The organism is Neorhizobium alkalisoli, assembly GCF_007829835.1.
In the GTDB taxonomy this organism is placed as follows: Bacteria; Pseudomonadota; Alphaproteobacteria; order Rhizobiales; family Rhizobiaceae; genus Neorhizobium.
This window is the reverse complement of the sequence record NZ_VIWP01000004.1, coordinates 36897-53360: the sequence shown is the minus strand read 5'-3', so window position 1 is coordinate 53360 and position 16464 is coordinate 36897. Positions and strand designations below refer to the sequence as shown.

The 16464-nt window shown below is 60.2% G+C and carries 17 protein-coding genes and 1 pseudogene; 11 read left to right on the top strand and 7 right to left on the bottom strand.

The window, feature by feature from the left end; all coding sequences use genetic code 11:
• Positions 1-59 precede the first annotated feature (59 nt).
• A complete protein-coding gene (locus FHW37_RS15940) occupies positions 60-1697 on the bottom strand; it encodes a benzoate-CoA ligase family protein (protein ID WP_145638176.1) in 1638 nt (545 codons plus the stop codon).
• 198 nt (positions 1698-1895) lie between these two features.
• Between FHW37_RS15940 and FHW37_RS15935 the strand changes: the two genes are divergently transcribed.
• The 5 genes from FHW37_RS15935 (at position 1896) to FHW37_RS15915 (ending at position 6597) form a co-directional block, all read left to right on the top strand.
• Entirely contained in the window at positions 1896-2720 is an 825-nt protein-coding gene (locus FHW37_RS15935; RefSeq protein ID WP_145638174.1) for an alpha/beta hydrolase, read from the top strand.
• Positions 2721-2862: 142 nt separating this feature from the next.
• Entirely contained in the window at positions 2863-3762 is a 900-nt protein-coding gene (locus FHW37_RS15930; protein ID WP_145638173.1) for a DMT family transporter, read from the top strand.
• Complete coding sequence (locus FHW37_RS15925; protein WP_145638172.1) at positions 3759-4967, top strand: TIGR03862 family flavoprotein; 1209 nt, start codon at positions 3759-3761, stop codon at positions 4965-4967. Before FHW37_RS15930 ends, FHW37_RS15925 begins: the two co-directional genes overlap by 4 nt.
• Positions 4968-5058: 91 nt before the next feature.
• The gene (locus tag FHW37_RS15920) at positions 5059-5778 is read left to right on the top strand and encodes a YoaK family protein (protein ID WP_145638170.1); all 720 of its coding nucleotides are present in this window, start codon (positions 5059-5061) and stop codon (positions 5776-5778) included.
• 30 nt (positions 5779-5808) lie between these two features.
• On the top strand, positions 5809-6597 hold the full coding sequence (locus FHW37_RS15915) for a YdcF family protein (protein ID WP_145638169.1): 789 nt from the start codon (positions 5809-5811) through the stop codon (positions 6595-6597).
• On the opposite strand, the gene FHW37_RS15910 is transcribed toward FHW37_RS15915, so the two are convergent.
• A complete protein-coding gene (locus FHW37_RS15910; RefSeq protein ID WP_186458321.1) occupies positions 6598-7083 on the bottom strand; it encodes a hypothetical protein in 486 nt (161 codons plus the stop codon).
• A gap of 112 nt (positions 7084-7195) precedes the next feature.
• Between FHW37_RS15910 and FHW37_RS15905 the strand changes: the two genes are divergently transcribed.
• Positions 7196-7858 (top strand): trimeric intracellular cation channel family protein, encoded by a 663-nt coding sequence (locus FHW37_RS15905; RefSeq protein WP_145638167.1) that lies wholly within the window; start codon positions 7196-7198, stop codon positions 7856-7858.
• On the opposite strand, the gene irrA is transcribed toward FHW37_RS15905, so the two are convergent.
• The gene (gene irrA, locus FHW37_RS15900; RefSeq protein WP_145638166.1) at positions 7855-8271 is read right to left on the bottom strand and encodes an iron response transcriptional regulator IrrA; all 417 of its coding nucleotides are present in this window, start codon (positions 8269-8271) and stop codon (positions 7855-7857) included. The two genes, FHW37_RS15905 and irrA, sit on opposite strands and share 4 nt — an antisense overlap.
• 303 nt (positions 8272-8574) lie before the next feature.
• Between irrA and fabA the strand changes: the two genes are divergently transcribed.
• From fabA to FHW37_RS15875, 5 genes and pseudogenes are all read left to right on the top strand, one after another.
• On the top strand, positions 8575-9090 hold the full coding sequence (gene fabA, locus FHW37_RS15895) for a 3-hydroxyacyl-[acyl-carrier-protein] dehydratase FabA (RefSeq protein ID WP_145638164.1): 516 nt from the start codon (positions 8575-8577) through the stop codon (positions 9088-9090).
• Between the two features lie 44 nt (positions 9091-9134).
• Positions 9135-10358 carry a beta-ketoacyl-ACP synthase I gene (gene fabB, locus FHW37_RS15890; RefSeq protein WP_145638162.1) on the top strand — a complete coding sequence of 408 codons (1224 nt, stop codon included), beginning with the start codon at positions 9135-9137 and terminating at the stop codon, positions 10356-10358.
• Positions 10359-10362: 4 nt separating this feature from the next.
• The gene (fabI, locus tag FHW37_RS15885) at positions 10363-11169 is read left to right on the top strand and encodes an enoyl-ACP reductase FabI (RefSeq protein ID WP_145638161.1); all 807 of its coding nucleotides are present in this window, start codon (positions 10363-10365) and stop codon (positions 11167-11169) included.
• 89 nt (positions 11170-11258) lie between these two features.
• Positions 11259-11440 (top strand): annotated as a pseudogene (locus FHW37_RS15880) (type II toxin-antitoxin system HicA family toxin).
• Positions 11441-11450: 10 nt separating this feature from the next.
• Positions 11451-11846: a type II toxin-antitoxin system HicB family antitoxin gene (locus tag FHW37_RS15875; protein WP_145638159.1), complete on the top strand. Its 396-nt coding sequence runs from the start codon at positions 11451-11453 to the stop codon at positions 11844-11846.
• A gap of 4 nt (positions 11847-11850) precedes the next feature.
• Here the strand turns inward: FHW37_RS15875 and FHW37_RS15870 are convergent, their stop codons facing one another.
• The 4 genes from FHW37_RS15870 to pnp all read right to left on the bottom strand — a co-directional run bounded on the left by FHW37_RS15870 (position 11851) and on the right by pnp (position 16198).
• Positions 11851-12501, bottom strand: a complete 651-nt coding sequence (locus FHW37_RS15870; protein ID WP_145638157.1) for a tetratricopeptide repeat protein — start codon at positions 12499-12501, stop codon at positions 11851-11853.
• 87 nt (positions 12502-12588) lie between these two features.
• The gene (locus FHW37_RS15865; RefSeq protein ID WP_145638156.1) at positions 12589-12840 is read right to left on the bottom strand and encodes a hypothetical protein; all 252 of its coding nucleotides are present in this window, start codon (positions 12838-12840) and stop codon (positions 12589-12591) included.
• A 121-nt stretch (positions 12841-12961) separates the two neighbouring features.
• On the bottom strand, positions 12962-13969 hold the full coding sequence (locus FHW37_RS15860) for a class I SAM-dependent methyltransferase (RefSeq protein ID WP_145638154.1): 1008 nt from the start codon (positions 13967-13969) through the stop codon (positions 12962-12964).
• Between the two features lie 93 nt (positions 13970-14062).
• The gene (gene pnp, locus FHW37_RS15855) at positions 14063-16198 is read right to left on the bottom strand and encodes a polyribonucleotide nucleotidyltransferase (RefSeq protein ID WP_145638153.1); all 2136 of its coding nucleotides are present in this window, start codon (positions 16196-16198) and stop codon (positions 14063-14065) included.
• Between the last annotated feature and the right edge of the window lie 266 nt (positions 16199-16464).

Here is a 16464-nt window from a genome sequence, read left to right as displayed (position 1 = left end):
ACATTCGCGTGGAAACTTCCACCGCAACCTGCGGCAAAATTCCAAAGCACAAACAATGGTTAAGCGGAGAGCTGCGCCGGGCTCGGCTGCTTCAGACGAAACCGCTGGATCTTGCCCGATTCCGTCTTCGGAAGCGCATCGGTGAACACGATCGAGCGCGGATATTTGTAGGGCGCAATCGTACTCTTCACATGCTCCTGCAGAAGTTTCGCCATGGCATCGCAGGCTTCGGAACCCGGTACGAGAACGACATGTGCCTCGACGATCATGCCGCGATCCTCATCGGCAACGCCGATCACGGCACATTCGCGCACGGCCTCGTGTTTCAGGAGTGCGGCTTCCACTTCCGGACCGGCAATATTGTAGCCGGCCGAGACGATCATATCGTCGGAACGGGCGGCGAAATGGAAATAACCGTCCTCGTCCTGCACGAATGTATCGCCCGGCAGATTCCAGCCATCGCGGACAAACTTTTTCTGGCGGTCGTCGGCGAGGTAACGGCAGCCGATCGGGCCGCGCACGACGAGATGGCCGGGCGTGCCGCGCGGCACTTCGTTCATTTCGGCATCCACCACCATCGCCTGATAGCCGGACAAAGGCTTGCCGGTGCAGCCCGGCTTGAAATCGTTGAGGCGGTTGGAGATGAAGATATGCAGCATTTCCGTGCCGCCGATGCCGTCAAGGATCGGTTTGCCGGTCTTCTTGACCCACTCGTCGAAGACGGGCGCCGGCAGGGTTTCGCCGGCGGAGACCGCGATGCGCAAGGACGAAAGATCGGCACCGGCATCCATGGCGGCCAGCATGGCGCGATAGGCGGTGGGCGCCGTGAAACAGATGGTCGCCTTATAGGTCTCGATGATCTCGACCATTTTTTGCGGTGCTGCATTTTCCAGAAGTGCGGCGCTGGCGCCAAAGCGCAGCGGGAAGACGGCAAGGCCACCGAGGCCGAAGGTGAAGGCGAGCGGCGGCGAACCGACGAAGACGTCATCTTCCCGAACGCCCAAAACTTCCTTGGCATAGGCATCGGCGATGATCAGGATATCGCGGTGAAAATGCATCGTCGCCTTCGGCACGCCGGTCGAACCGGAGGTGAAGCCGAGCAGTGCCACGTCGTCGCGGCCAGTCTTTACGGCCTCGTATTTGACCGGCTTGTTCAGGGCTGCACGATCGAGCTCGGCGTCATGGTTGGCTGTGCCGTCGAAGCCGATGACCTGCGTGAGGAAAGCGCTTTCCTTGGCAGCAGCGACCAGTTCATCCATCAGCCGGGTATCGCAAAGCGCCAGCGAGATTTCAGCCTTGTCGATGACCTTGGTGAGTTCACCGGCCCGCAGCATCGGCATCGTATTGACGACGACGGCACCGGCTTTTGTTGCGGCCAGCCAGCAGGCGACCATGGCCGGGTTGTTGGCTGAGCGGATGAGTATACGGTGACCAGGTTTTACGCCGTAATCTTCCGTCAGCGCCCGGGCGATACGGTTCGTCCAGTCCGACAATTCCTTGTAGGTGCGGCGGCGGCCATTGCCGATCAGCGCGGTGTGATCGCCGAAACCGCGCTCGACCATGCGGTCGGTCAGCTCGACGCCTGCATTCATCCATTCCGGGTATTCGAAGCCATCGAGTGCAATTTCCGGCCACTCCTCGAAGGGCGGAAGATTGTCGCGGGCAAACGTATCCTGATGGCCTGACGGTCCCAGCATATCCATGTTCCCTGATATTCTTAACGATGTGGCTTTTTGCCTTTTGTCCAGCATTGCACCGACAATCCGGGCTTGCAAGAGAGAAATTTTAAGTTTGTAATAATTTTTGCCGGCGGCATTTTTGCGCGGTTTGCGTGCTTCCCAGCCACGGGTCGCGCCGGTAGGGTCGGGTCAAATCTGCTTCGGGGAGAGACGTGCATGCGCCACAAAATCAGCGACTGGGACGACGCCTATGCCAACGGCATCAACATTGCCCAGGGCGATCGCTGGCCGGCCGCCTGGGTGGAGCCGGCAAAGGCTTACCGCGACCAAGTGGAGGCTGCCGGCCGGGCGAAGCTCGGGCTCGCCTATGGCGACAGGCCGCGCAACCGCTTCGATCTCTTCCTGCCGGAAGGCGATACGGTCGGTCTCGTCGTCTATGTCCATGGCGGGTTCTGGATCGGGCTCGACAACAGTTTCTGGTCGCATTTCGCCGCAGGCGCGGTGGCGCACGGTTACGCGGTCGCCATGCCGTCCTATACGCTTGCGCCGGAAAACCGGATTGCCGGGATCACGGTCGAGATCGGCAAGGCGGTCGAGGCTGCGGCCGGCATGGTGGACGGGCCGATCCGGCTGACGGGGCATTCGGCGGGCGGGCATCTGGTGACACGGATGATCACCACGACCTCGCCGCTGCCGGAGGCGATCCTCGAGCGGATCGCCAATACGGTTTCGATCTCGGGCGTGCACGACCTGCGGCCGATCATCAACACGAAGATGAACCAGAAACAGCGGATCGACCGGGAGGAAGCTTATGCCGAAAGCCCGGCGCTTCTCGAACCGCTGCCGGGGGCAAGGGTTACCTGCTGGGTTGGGGCAACGGAACGCTCGGAATTTTTGCGGCAGAACGCGTTGCTTGCCAATATCTGGAAAGGACTGGGGGCCGAGACGGACACGGTCGAGGAACCGGACAGGCATCATTTCAATATCCTGGACGGGTTGGCCGATCCTGACCATCCGCTGGTCCAGGCCTTGCTCTCCTAGGCCTTGAGGAAGAGAGACTGAAGGCCAACCGATAGGCTGTTTGCGCCATGGCAATTCGTGGCGGGGACTTGCTGCGAATCTGCACCGGGATTAACGTCCCGGCTTTCGCAATATCGCCATTCGCAGTGCCTTGGGGTCACGCATGTCCAGCGAAGCAAATCAATATCGGCTGGGCGTGATCTATGTCGCGCTGTCGGCACTGTCGTGGTCGCTGTCGGGCCTGTTCATGCGCGCGATTACGGCCGACCTGCCGACCATTCTTTTTCTGCGCGGCCTCGTATCCGGCACAGCGATCTTCATTCTGTTTTTCGTGATGGAAGGACGCAATGGTTGGCGGATCCTTCGCGCCATTCGCGGACCGACCATACTCGCGACCCTGTTCTCCTCGGCTTCGATGATCTCGGGCCTCGGCTCGATCTATTACACCTCGGTTGCCGACGCGATGGTGATCTATGCGACCGTGCCCTTCGTGACGGCTGGCCTCGCCTTTCTGCTAATCGGCGAAAAGGCCAGCCGCGCGACGCTGGTGGCAAGCGTCGTGGCCTTCGGCGGCGTGGCTGTGATGCTGACCGATATCCAGGGCGGCGGATCGTTGCTCGGGAAGGGCTTGGCCGGCGTGATGACGCTGACGGTCGCAGCGCTGGCCGTCGTCATGCGACAATACCGCTCCGTGCCGATGATGCCGGCCATGGCGCTTTCGGCCTATCTCTGCTCCTTCGTCACCTTCTGGTTTGCGACGCCTTCGATGGCGACAGGCAACGATATCCTGCTGATCGTGATGTTCGGCATCATTCAGAATGCGCTCGGTCTCAGCCTCTATACATTCGGCGCCAAGCGTATTCCGGCTGCCGATGCCAGCCTGCTGACCGCGCTCGAAGTACCGATGACGCCGCTCTGGGTCTGGATTTTCATGGGCGAAGTGCCGCCGCATGCGACGATGATCGGCGGGCCGATCGTGCTTGTCGCCCTGTTCGGCCATATCTTTTTCGAGGTGCGCAGAAACCGTGACCCGATCGGCGCGGCAGCGCAGCCCGGACAATGACGAAGTCGGTCGCGATCATAGGCGGCGGGCCGGCTGGGCTCATGGCGGCGGAGAAGCTTGCCTCTTCCGGCCATGCCGTCACGGTCTACGAGGCTATGCCCACCTTCGCGCGAAAATTTCTGCTGGCGGGCAAATCCGGGCTGAACATCACGCATTCGGAAGATTTTTCGCGGTTTGCCGAGCGCTTTGGCTCGTCCTCGTCAAGGCTGCGCGCAGCGCTGGACGGTTTCACGCCGGACGACGTGCGGGTTTGGGCAGCAGGTCTCGGCAGCGAGACTTTTGTCGGCACATCGGGCCGCGTCTTTCCGACGGCCATGAAAGCCTCGCCGCTTCTGCGCGCATGGCTGCGGCGGCTCGAGGAAAAGGGCGTGGCTTTGAAACCGCGGCATCGCTGGCTCGGGTTCGATGGCAATGGCCACCGGTTCGAAACGCCGCAAGGAGAGGTCCTTGTTACGCCTGACGCCACGCTTCTGGCGCTTGGCGGCGCGAGCTGGCCGCGGCTCGGTTCGAATGGCGACTGGGTTGCTTGGCTGAGGGCACAAGGCGTCACGGTAAACGAGCTCCAGCCGGCAAATTGCGGCTTCGATGTCGACTGGAGCGAAACGTTCCGCGAGCGATTTGCCGGTGCGCCGCTGAAATCGGTCTCGACAAGATCGGATGCCGGGACGTTTCAGGGCGAATTCGTCATCTCGAAACACGGTATCGAGGGCAGCCTTGTCTATTCCCATTCCGCGGCCCTGCGTGACCGCCTCAATCGGGACGGCAAGGCTTCGTTGGTCATCGACCTGATGCCGGGGCGCACTATTGAACGGCTTGAGAAAGATCTCGCGCGCCAGGATGCCAAGGCAAGCTTTTCCAACCGGCTGCGCAAGGGTGCGGGGATCGAAGGCGTCAAGGCCGCCCTCCTTCGGGAGATCTCGCAGGACGCCAACCGGGTGTCCCCGCACGAACTTGCCGGGCTCATAAAAAATCTGCCGATCCCGCTCTCAAGACCGCGCCCGATTGCCGAGGCGATCTCATCGGCCGGCGGCATTGCCTGGGAAGAGATCGACGAAAATTATATGCTGAAACATCGGCCCGGTCTGTTTGCGGCTGGCGAGATGATCGACTGGGAAGCACCGACCGGCGGTTATCTGCTGACCGCCTGTTTTGCGACGGGGCTTGCTGCCGCCAAAGGGATCGAGGCCTGGCTCGGCGCCCGATAGTCGAATTTGCGATTCCTTGTCATTTTCCGCCTATTGTCTTTTATCAATGCATGACGGTCTGAGCCCGTCAGCATGGGCATCAAGAGGCATCATGACACGGCAGCGGCGGCGGCAGATCATTCACAAGCGGCGAACGGCGACGGGGCTGGCCCTCGTCGCAGCGATCTCCTTTATCGCCGGCATGACGGATGCCGTCGGCCTGCTTTTGTCGGGCGATTTCGTTTCCTTCATGACCGGCAACACGACGCGGGCGGCGCTCGCCTTTGCCGATGCCGACTATAGCCACGCGCTCATTCTTTTTGCGGCACTCTGGGTTTTCATCGCCGGCAATGCGCTTGGGATCGTGATTGCCCACAGGGTTTCGGCCCGCCGCGCCTTCGTCGTCCTGACCGGCGTCGCCATTCTTCTGGCCTTAGCCTCTGCTGTCCCCGTGCCAGTCCATGCACGGCTGCAGTTTTATCTCGTCGTGCTGGCGATGGGGATGATCAATGCCACAGTCGAGCATATCGAGGGATTGCCGATCGGCCTCACCTACGTGACCGGCGCGCTGTCGCGCTTCGGCCGCGGTATCGGCCGCTGGATCGTCGGTGACCGTCAGCCGACGGGTTGGCTGATCCAGTGCGTGCCATGGACCGGCATGGCCTGCGGCGCGGTCTGCGGCGCGTTCCTTACGAAATTTGCCGGCAGCAATGCGCTGTGGATCGTCTCTCTGGCCGCCATGGCCGTGGCACTGACGACGGCGCTCCTGCCGCGGCCGCTGCAACTGCATTTCCAGCAGCCGATCATTCACGGTCGACGCCGTACATTGTAAGCTTTGGCCGACTCAACGATCCGGGCCATAATGTTTCTTCTTCCCAAACTTTTCTGGCTGGTCGCCCAGCCGCTTTCTCTCGCCTTTCTCTTTGCCCTGTTTGGTGCGCTGACCGCCTTTTGCGGCTGGCGCAGGCTCGGTGGCTTCTCGGCTCTTGTCTCAGCGCTGATCCTTTTCGTGACACTTTACACGACAGCCGGCACCGTCGCGCTGCAGACGCTGGAAAACCGGATGCCGAAACCGGATGGTGATCCGCAGGCGCCCTCCTGCATGATCATTCTCGGCGGCGCATTCGAAAACGAAGTCACGACCAGCCGCGGCGGTATCGAGTTCAATCAGGCAGCCGACCGGTTTGTGGAGGCCTTGCGGCTGGCGCTGCGTTTTCCGCAGTCGCGGATCCTCATCTCGGGCGGCGATGGCTCGTTCAGCGGCGTCTACGAAGGCGAGGCGGAGGCATCGCGGCGTTTCTTCGCGGCTTTCGGCATCGGCCCCGAACGGCTGATCGAGGAAAACACGTCGAGAACCACCTATGAGAACAGCCTCAATACGGCTGACCTGCTCAAGGCTCAGGGGCTTTCCGATTGCCTGCTGATCACTTCGGCTTTCCATATGCCGCGATCGACCGCGCTGTTTCGCAAGGCGGGCATCAAAATCGTGCCATGGCCGGTCGACTATCGGACCAGCGGGCGCGCGACGCTTTCCTTCGACTTCACCCAACCGGCGCTGAATGCGCAGCAGACGGCGACGGCGGTCAGGGAATGGATGGCGATTGCCGGTTACACTTTTACCGGCCGGATCGACGGCATTGGAGACAGGTGATTACTTCTTGAAGAGTGTCACGAAGCGGCCGCCACGGACGCGCACCGTCATCTCGCAAGGTGTCGCATCGGTACGGTCGCAGAAGCGGGGATGCATCTGCAGGACGAAGACCATGTTGCCGAAACGCTTGATGAAATCGTAGCCATAGATCTGCGCGGTGGCGATCATGATGTAACCGCCCTCCTTGGCCTGGAGGTAGAAATTGTGAGGGCAGCCGTCTTCCGTGCAGGCCGGACCGCGGACGCCGTCGCAGGTCAGTTCGCCGTGATTGACCACCGCATCGACGATGCCGTCATTGTTGATATCGAAGCGCTTGACGAAGTCCGGACCGAACTCCGCCGTCTTGCAGGTGCTCTGGAAATGCTGCTTTTCGAAAATTTCCGGATCGCTGACCATCTGCTGCTGCGCCCTGACAGGGGCGGCCGTGAGAGCGGGCATCAGGAAAAGCGCGACCATATGGACCACAATCAGCAGAAATTTCTTCACGGCAATCACCAGCTCGACAAATGATCTGTTCATGACACGCGTTCGCGGATGACGAGCGCGATTATCGGCGGCTAAGCTAACTCCGAGCACTTGCGCGACGCTGGAGGATCGAATGTCGCTTCTGATGATTCTCGATTATGCCGGCGTCGCACTGTTTGCCGCAACGGGTGCCCTTGCCGCCTCGCGAAAGCAGCTCGACCTGATCGGCTTTCTGTTCTTTGCGGCTGTGACCGGGCTCGGCGGCGGTACGTTGCGGGATATCATCCTTGGTCGCGCACCGGTCTTCTGGGTGCTGGATCCGACCTATATTCTGATCTGCGTGATTGCCGGCACCTTTGTCTTTCTTACCGCGCACCGGGTGGAATGGCGTTATCGGCTGCTGATCTGGCTCGATGCTTTCGGGCTTGCAGCCTATAGCGTGCTAGGTGCGGCAAAAGGTCTTGCTGCCAGCGGCTCGCCGACGATCGCGATCGTCACCGGAGCCCTGACGGCAGCCTTTGGCGGGATCCTGCGTGACCTGCTTGCCAACGAACCTTCCGTGCTGCTGCGGCCGGAAATCTATATCACCGCGGCAATTGCAGGCTCGGGTGCGTTCACCGCCGCGCAGATGCTGGGCATGCCGCAATATGTGAGTTCGGGATGCGGCGTCGTGATCGCCTTCGCCTTACGCGGCGGCGCCATTCATTACGGCTGGATGCTGCCGCGCTACAAGCCGCGGCCCGGCCGGCCTCATGAAGAAGCGATCAAGGGCAAGAAGGGAAGAAAGAAGCGTTAGGACTTCTTTTCGCGCAGGCGGATGATGACATCCACGTGGGCGATTTCCATGCCTTCCGGCGCTTCCGGAAGGTTTCCGATCTCGAGATTGCTCACGGGAATGTCGAGGACCTCGTTACGGCCTTCCACGAAGAAGTGGTGGTGATCGGAAATGTTGGTGTCGAAATAGGTCTTTGCGCTTTCGACGGCGAGAACCCGGATCATGCCGGCCTCAGTGAACTGGTGCAGCGTGTTGTAGACGGTTGCAAGCGAAACGGGCACGCCGGCCTCGATGGCTTCCTCGTGCAGTTCCTCGACCGTCAGGTGCCGATCACCCTTGGCGAACAGGAGATCTGCCAACGCGACGCGCTGCCGCGTCGGGCGAAGCCCGCAATGGCGTAGTTTGATTTCGATATCCGGAGTGGCATTCGCCATATTCTGTTCCGGCTCCCCGCGCGTGCTCGGCTAAGTTTCAAGCCGAGGATATAACTTTTGCCGGCAGTTCTTTCAATAGTTTCCTCTTTGCCACATGTTTGCAGGCTTAAAAACGCAAGAATTACGCTTCTTGCCTCTGGTTTGCTCCCTTCGCTTCCTATATGCGGACCTGACAATGCGATGTTCCAGCCGCCTTGGGCCGATCGGTTCCTCTGGAGGCCGGCCATCGTTAGGCTTCAATTTTTACCCATCTTGCTCTAGAGCTTGGCAAACAAGAACTTCAACGGGGGGAAACGGGACTTTATGGCAAGCAGACAATCCAGCTTCAGCTACGAAGAAATCATCAGCTGCGCGCATGGCGACCTTTTTGGACCGGGCAACGCGCAATTGCCGCTGCCGCCAATGCTGATGGTTCACCGTATTACCGACATTTCGGAAACCGGCGGCGCTTTCGACAAGGGCTATATCCGGGCCGAATATGACGTTAAGCCCGATGACTGGTATTTCCCCTGCCATTTCGAAGGCAACCCGATCATGCCGGGCTGCCTTGGTCTCGACGGCATGTGGCAGCTGACCGGTTTCTTCCTGGGCTGGCTCGGTGAAGAAGGCCGCGGCATGGCGCTTTCGACCGGCGAAGTGAAGTTCAAGGGCATGATCCGCCCGACCACCAAGCTTCTCGAATTCGGCATCGACTTCAAGCGCGTCATGAAGGGCCGCCTCGTGCTCGGCACCGCTGACGGCTGGCTGAAGGCCGATGGCGAGACCATATATCAGGCGACCGACCTGCGCGTGGGTCTGTCGAAAGACAAGACGGCCTGAGCCGTCTTTGACGCGGCTGACGAAAACAACAAAGGTTTGAACAGATGAGACGGGTAGTTGTCACGGGCCTCGGTATCGTGTCCTCGATCGGAAACGACGCGGCCGAAGTCACCGAATCCTTGCGGCAGGCAAAGTCGGGGATTTCCTTTTCCCCGGATTTTGCGGAGCATGGCTTCAAGTGCCAGGTATGGGGCAAGCCGAACCTCGACCCGACGGATCTCGTCGATCGCCGCGCCATGCGCTTCCTATCCCAGGGCGGCGCGTGGAACCACGTTGCCATGAAACAGGCGCTTGCCGACTCCGGTCTTGAAGAAAAAGACTATAGCGAGAACGAGCGCACCGGCATCATCATGGGGTCGGGCGGACCTTCGACGCGTACGCTGATCGAAGCTGCCGAAATCACCATGAAGAACAACAGCCCGAAGCGCATCGGCCCGTTTGCCGTGCCGAAGGCGATGTCTTCGACCGCCTCGGCCACGCTTGCCACCTGGTTCAAGATCCACGGCGTCAACTACTCGATCTCGTCCGCCTGCTCGACCTCGGCACACTGCATCGGCAATGCTGCGGAAATGATCCAGTGGGGCAAGCAGGACGTGATGTTCGCCGGCGGCCACGAGGATCTCGACTGGACGATGTCGAACCTGTTCGACGCAATGGGCGCCATGTCCACCAAATACAACAACCAGCCGGCCAGCGCTTCGCGTGCCTATGACGTCGACCGCGACGGTTTCGTCATCGCCGGCGGCGCAGGCGTTCTCGTTCTCGAAGAACTGGAGCACGCCAAGGCCCGCGGCGCCAAGATCTATGCCGAAATCACCGGTTACGGCGCAACGTCTGACGGTTACGACATGGTCGCTCCGTCGGGCGAAGGCGCAATCCGCTGCATGCGCCAGGCGCTTGCCACGGTGAAGGGTGAAGTCGATTACATCAACACCCACGGCACTTCCACGCCAGTGGGTGATTCGAAGGAAATCGGCGCCATCCGCGAAGTTTTCGGCGACAAGATCCCGCACGTACAGTCGACCAAGTCGCTGACGGGCCACTCGCTCGGCGGTGCCGGCGTGCAGGAATCCATCTACGGCCTTCTGATGATGCAGGAACGCTTCATCGGCGAAAGTGCCCATATCGAAACGCTCGACCCGGAATTCGACGGTGTGCCGATCGTCCGCAAGCGGATTGACGATGCCAAGATCGACACGGTCCTTTCCAACTCATTCGGGTTCGGCGGTACAAACGCCACGCTCGTCTTCCAGCGCTATAACGGATAATTCCATGACGGGAATCATGCAGGGGAAACGCGGCCTGATCATGGGGGTCGCCAATAACCACTCCATCGCCTGGGGCATTGCAAAGGCTCTTTCGGCGCAGGGTGCAGAGCTTGCCTTCACCTTTCAGGGTGATGCGATCGCCAAGCGGGTAAAGCCGCTGGCAGCCGAGCTCAATTCGGACTTCGTCATCCCTTGCGACGTCGAGGACATCGCTTCCGTCGATGCCGCGTTTGCGGCGATCAAGGAACGCTGGGGTTCGTTCGATTTCATCGTTCATGCCATCGGTTTTTCCGACAAGAACGAGCTCAAGGGGCTTTACGCCGATACGACGCGGGAAAATTTTTCGCGCACGATGGTGATTTCCTGTTTCTCCTTCACCGAGATTGCCAAGCGGGCAGCGGAGCTGATGCCGAATGGCGGCTCGATGCTGACGCTGACCTATAACGGCTCGCAGCGCGTCATCCCGAACTACAACGTCATGGGCGTCGCCAAGGCGGCTCTGGAAGCCTCCGTGCGTTATCTGGCGGCCGATTACGGCCCGCGCGACATCCGCGTCAACACGATCTCTGCAGGCCCGGTCCGCACGCTTGCAGGCGCCGGCATTTCCGACGCGCGCGCGATCTATTCCTGGAACAAGGAAAATGCACCGCTGCGCCGCACCGCGACGATCGAGGATATCGGCGGCTCCGCCCTCTATCTCCTCTCCGATCTTTCCCGCGGCGTAACCGGCGAAGTCCATTACGTCGACGCCGGTTACAGCATCACCTCGCTGCCGACGCTGGACAAGCTGCGCAAGGCAGACGTGGAGTAATACACCTCTTGCGATGCGCATTATTTTGCGCATCGCTTTGCCTCATGATCTGATCCGGATTATCTTCCAGCCATGGTTGGGAGCGGTTCATGGAGCGCAATAACCACAGGATCATCGCGCGCTTAAAGCGTGAAGGTTTTCAGCTCGATCGATCAAGGGATCGCATCACAAGCTGCGCCGCGGGACCCAGACCATCATCGTGCCTCATCCGAAGAAAGATCTTCCGATCGGCACTGCATCGGCGATCGCAAGACAGGCCGGATGGATTTGAGGTGAGCCGCATGAGATATTTCATCGCCATCGTGCACAAGGACGAAGACAGCGCTTTCGGCGTTAGTTTCCCGGACCTGCCATCTGTGTTCTCGGCCGCCGATCTGGAGGCGGATCTGACCGCCAATGCCATCAAGGCTCTGCGTCTCTGGGCCGAGGATTCCGTCCTTCCTGCCCCCTCACCCTACGACGATCTCATCCAGCGCGAAGATGTCCGTGAGCAGCTCGCTCAAGGTGCGTTCCTGATGCGTATACCATTCATAGGAGACGATACGCGGATCGTGCGGGCCAACGTGACCTTCGAGAAGGGCATGCTTGATGCGATCGACCATGCCGCCAAGGAGCGGGGCCTGACGCGCTCGGCATTCCTTGCCAGTGCTGCGCGCAAGGAAATAGAGGAAGCCTGAAACCTTAAGGCTGCGCCAGCTCCTTCAAGGCGTCCGGATTGCCGGACGCCGCTGCTTCCCGCAGCAGGGCTTGCGAGCGTTTTGGGTCGCTCGTCTTCAACAGGACCGATAGTTTCAGCTTTGCCCAATGGTCATTGGTCTGCGGCAGGCTCTTTTCGAAATAGCGCTGTGCCAGTGACAAATCCTGCGGCACGCCCTCGCCATCCATCAGCATGAAGGCGAGCATGTGGTAGGCCCAGATATTGTCCTTCTCCGCCGCCAGCCGATACCATTGCGCGGCAATGGCGGGATCGACGGGCAGGGTTATGCCCTTGTGATAGAACCAGCCAACCCGTAGCTCGGCGTATTTGTCGCCTTTTGCGGCCGACTGGCGATACCATTCCAAGGCGGCAACCTTGTCCTGCCGCACGCCGACGCCATTCTCATAAGCCTCACCCAGCTTGTAGGCAGCAGAGGCGTTACCGATATTCGCGGCAAGGCGGAAATAATGGGCGGATATTTTTAGATCATCCGGGCCTTTGACCTTGTAGTTGCGATAGGTCTCGGCCGCGTTGAACCATTCCCAAGCGAGTTCGACGTCATTGCGCGGCAGCGGCGCCTGGGCGCATGCGCCCGTCGCAAGCAGCAAGAGAGGTATTGCAAAAACCAACTTCATAGCTGACGAGATCCCGCACCATGAAAGCAACTTTAAGATGCAATCAGCTGCAAAGCAAGATACCGGCTAAGATGTTGGAGCCCTGGCCTAGGCAGCTACCCAGACGACAAATATCAGTGCGATGATTATCAGGCCCAAGATCACGAGTTTCTTGCGCCTGCCGTTGTTCAGATCGATGCTGCTGGAATCGGTTCCCGGGTTGTCGGCTTGCGGACGGGGAGTTTGAAAGGCCATCGGGGCTTCCGACACCTGTCCCCTCGCCCCACCACTCTTGATGTCACCTGCGATCGCGTTCGCCGCATCTTCGGTCAATGGTGGACGGGAAGAGACATTCGGCATGATCCACTCCGCAAGTTGATACTCAAGTTTGGAAGCCACCGAATGCTAATCTCGCTACTCTGGAGAGCAACAGGATTCTTTATCGCCTTATAAAATCAGCACCGCTGGAGGTGTGATCGTCCTACTTCCGGGCCCAGAGGACCTTGAAGCGGGCATTGCGGCAGGTCTCGCCGTGCTCGCGGAAACCTTCGGCAAGAACCGGCTCGTAAGGCAGGCCGCGATTGGCAACCAGCATCAGACGGCCGCCGTTTTTCAGAGCCGCTGCTGCCGTGCGGATCATGGTCTTGCCGAGTTCTGGATCTGTCGCCTGCGCTTCGTGGAAGGGCGGGTTCATGATAATGAAATCGTATTTGTCGCGCGGCGGCTCGGCACCCAGATCCTGCCAGTAGAAGCGGGCATCGAGGTTCGGGCAGTTGCGGGCGAGATTGCGCTTGGCAAATTCCAGTGCCTGATAATCAGCCTCGAACAGGTCGATACGGTTCACGCGCGGCGACTTTTCGGCGAGCATGACCGACAGATAACCCCAGCCGGCGCCGAAATCGGCTGCATTGCCATCAAAGTCGGTTGGCAGGCGGCCAGCCAGGAGTTCGGAACCGCCATCGACCTTTTCGTGCGAGAACATGCCCGGCGAGGTTTCGTAACGGGCCTCGACGATGACGGTCGACTTCTTCAGGGCCTTGATCGCAGCACTTGCGTCAGCCGGGCGTGCGAACCAGATGGCGACGCCATGATATTTTGGCGCGTAGTCGAGCGTGATGCCGAGCTTCAGGAGCGTGTTGCGGAGCGGCTGGATGCCATCCTCCTTACCCCCGGCGACAACGATCACGCCGCCTTCCCTGACGCGCTGCAGGGCCTCTGCGACGCGATCCTCGTTTTCACCGCGATGCTTGCCGCAAAGAACCAGACCGAAATCGTAACCCTCGTCCTCGGCAACCGGAAAGGCGCCTTCGCGAAGTTTGCGGAACAGCGGGCGGAAGGGCTGGATCGCAGTGATCTCTCCGGCGAAACCTTCCGGAAGGGCGTTGCCGGCCTCGGCACCAAGGAAAAGCACCCGTTCGCCTTCGGCGGGCATGGGCACGCTTTCGGAGGCGAAAGGATGGAAGAGGGTTTTCAGGGCGTCGCGGCTCATGGTGTCGGACCTTGGCGAGATATTTGATGGATGGATAAAGAAAAAGGCGCGGAAGACAAACTTCCGCGCCTCGATCTCTCGATAGACGAAAGCTTACTCGGCGGCTGCTTCGCCTTCGGCCTTCTTGATTTCCTGGCCGGTGGCCTGGTCAACGACCTTCATCGACAGGCGAACCTTGCCGCGCTCATCGAAGCCCATCAGCTTGACCCAAACCTTGTCGCCTTCCTTGACGACGTCCGAGGTCTTGGCAACGCGCTCGGAAGCGAGCTGCGAGATGTGCACGAGGCCGTCACGGGCGCCGAAGAAGTTGACGAAGGCGCCGAAATCGGCGGTCTTCACAACGGTACCTTCGTAGATGGCGCCGACTTCCGGTTCTGCAACGATCGAGTGGATCCACTTGCGGGCGGCTTCGATTTCCTTGCCGGACGAGGAGGCGATCTTGACGGTGCCGTCGTCTTCGATGTTGATCTTGGCGCCGGTCTTCTCGACGATTTCGCGGATGACCTTGCCGCCCGAACCGATGACTTCGCGGATCTTGTCGACCGGGATGTTCATGACTTCGATGCGCGGTGCGAATTCGCCGAGCTGCGAACGGCCTTCGGAGATCGCCTTCGACATTTCGCCGAGAATGTGGGTACGACCGCCCTGTGCCTGGCCGAGAGCGACCTTCATGATCTCTTCGGTGATACCGGCGATCTTGATGTCCATCTGCAGCGAGGTGATGCCGTCAGCAGTGCCGGCAACCTTGAAGTCCATGTCGCCGAGGTGGTCTTCGTCGCCGAGGATGTCGGAGAGAACCGCAAAGCGGTCACCTTCGAGGATCAGGCCCATGGCGATACCAGCAACCGGCTTAGCGAGCGGAACGCCGGCGTCCATCAGAGCAAGCGAGGTGCCGCAGACGGTTGCCATCGAGGACGAGCCGTTGGACTCGGTGATCTCAGAGACGACGCGCAGCGTGTAGGGGAACTGTTCCGCCGAAGGAAGCATCGGGCGGATAGCGCGCCATGCGAGCTTACCGTGACCGATTTCGCGACGGCCCGGGGAACCCATGCGGCCGGTTTCGCCAACCGAGTAGGGCGGGAAGTTGTAATGGAGCAGGAAGCGCTCCTTGTACATGCCGGTCAGGCTGTCGACATACTGTTCGTCTTCGCCGGTGCCGAGCGTGGCAACGACGATCGCCTGCGTTTCACCGCGGGTGAAGAGTGCCGAACCGTGGGTACGCGGCAGGAGGCCGACTTCGGAAACGATCGGGCGAACGGTCGACAGGTCGCGGCCGTCGATGCGGCTCTTGGTGTCGAGGATGTTCCAGCGAACGATCTTGGCCTGCAGGTGCTTGAAGACAGAGCCGATGACTTCGGCAGAATACTTCGGCTCAACGCCTTCCGGGAAGAAGTGTGCCTTGACCTTTGCCTTGACGGCGTCGACGGCAGCGTAACGATCAGCCTTCTGGGTGATCTTGTAGCCTTCGCGCAGTTCGGCTTCGAAATGCTTCAGCATTTCGGCTTCGAGTTCCGAATAATCCTCCGGCTCGAATTCGCGCGGCTCCTTGGCGGCAACTTCAGCGAGCTTGATGATCGCATCGATAACCGGCTGGAAGCCCTTGTGGCCGAACATGACGGCGCCGAGCATGACTTCTTCGTTGAGTTCCTTGGCTTCCGACTCGACCATCAGGACGGCGTCCTGGGTGCCGGCGACGACGAGGTCGAGAACCGATTCATCCATTTCGTCGAGATGCGGGTTCAGGACGTATTCGCCGTTGATATAGCCGACGCGTGCACCGCCGACCGGGCCCATGAACGGAACGCCGGACAGCGTGAGTGCTGCAGACGTGGCAACCATGGACAGGATGTCCGGGTTGTTCTCGAGGTCATGCTGGATGACGGTGACGACGACCTGGGTGTCGTTCTTGTAGCCTTCCGGGAAAAGCGGGCGGATCGGGCGGTCGATCAGGCGGGAAACGAGGGTTTCGTTTTCCGACGGACGGCCTTCGCGCTTGAAATAGCCACCCGGGATCTTGCCGGCGGCATAGGTCTTTTCCTGGTAGTTGACGGTCAGCGGGAAGAAGTCCTGGCCCGGCTTCGGCGCCTTGGCCGAAACGACGGTGGCGAGAACGACGGTTTCGCCGTAGGTGGCGAGAACGGCGCCGTCAGCCTGGCGGGCGATCTTGCCCGTTTCCAGCTTGAGCGGGCGGCCGGCCCATTCGATTTCTACAGAGTGGGTATTGAACATGTCTTGTCCTTCAATGCGGGAAAAACGCACGCCTTAAAGGCGCCAGCGCAATCGACCGCAGATGTGACGCGCCACGGGCAAGACAACGGGAGGCTTCATCCATTCCGGTTTCTTAAGAGAAACCTTGGCCAAGATCGTTGAAAATCTCGGCCAAAAAGCATCCGGCAATCCTGCCCCATGACAGGTCTGGGTTGATCTGGCGAACCCGGTCCATCCGGTTTCGCCCTTGGTTTCGCGCGAGAGAGCGCGGCAGTCACAAATCTGGG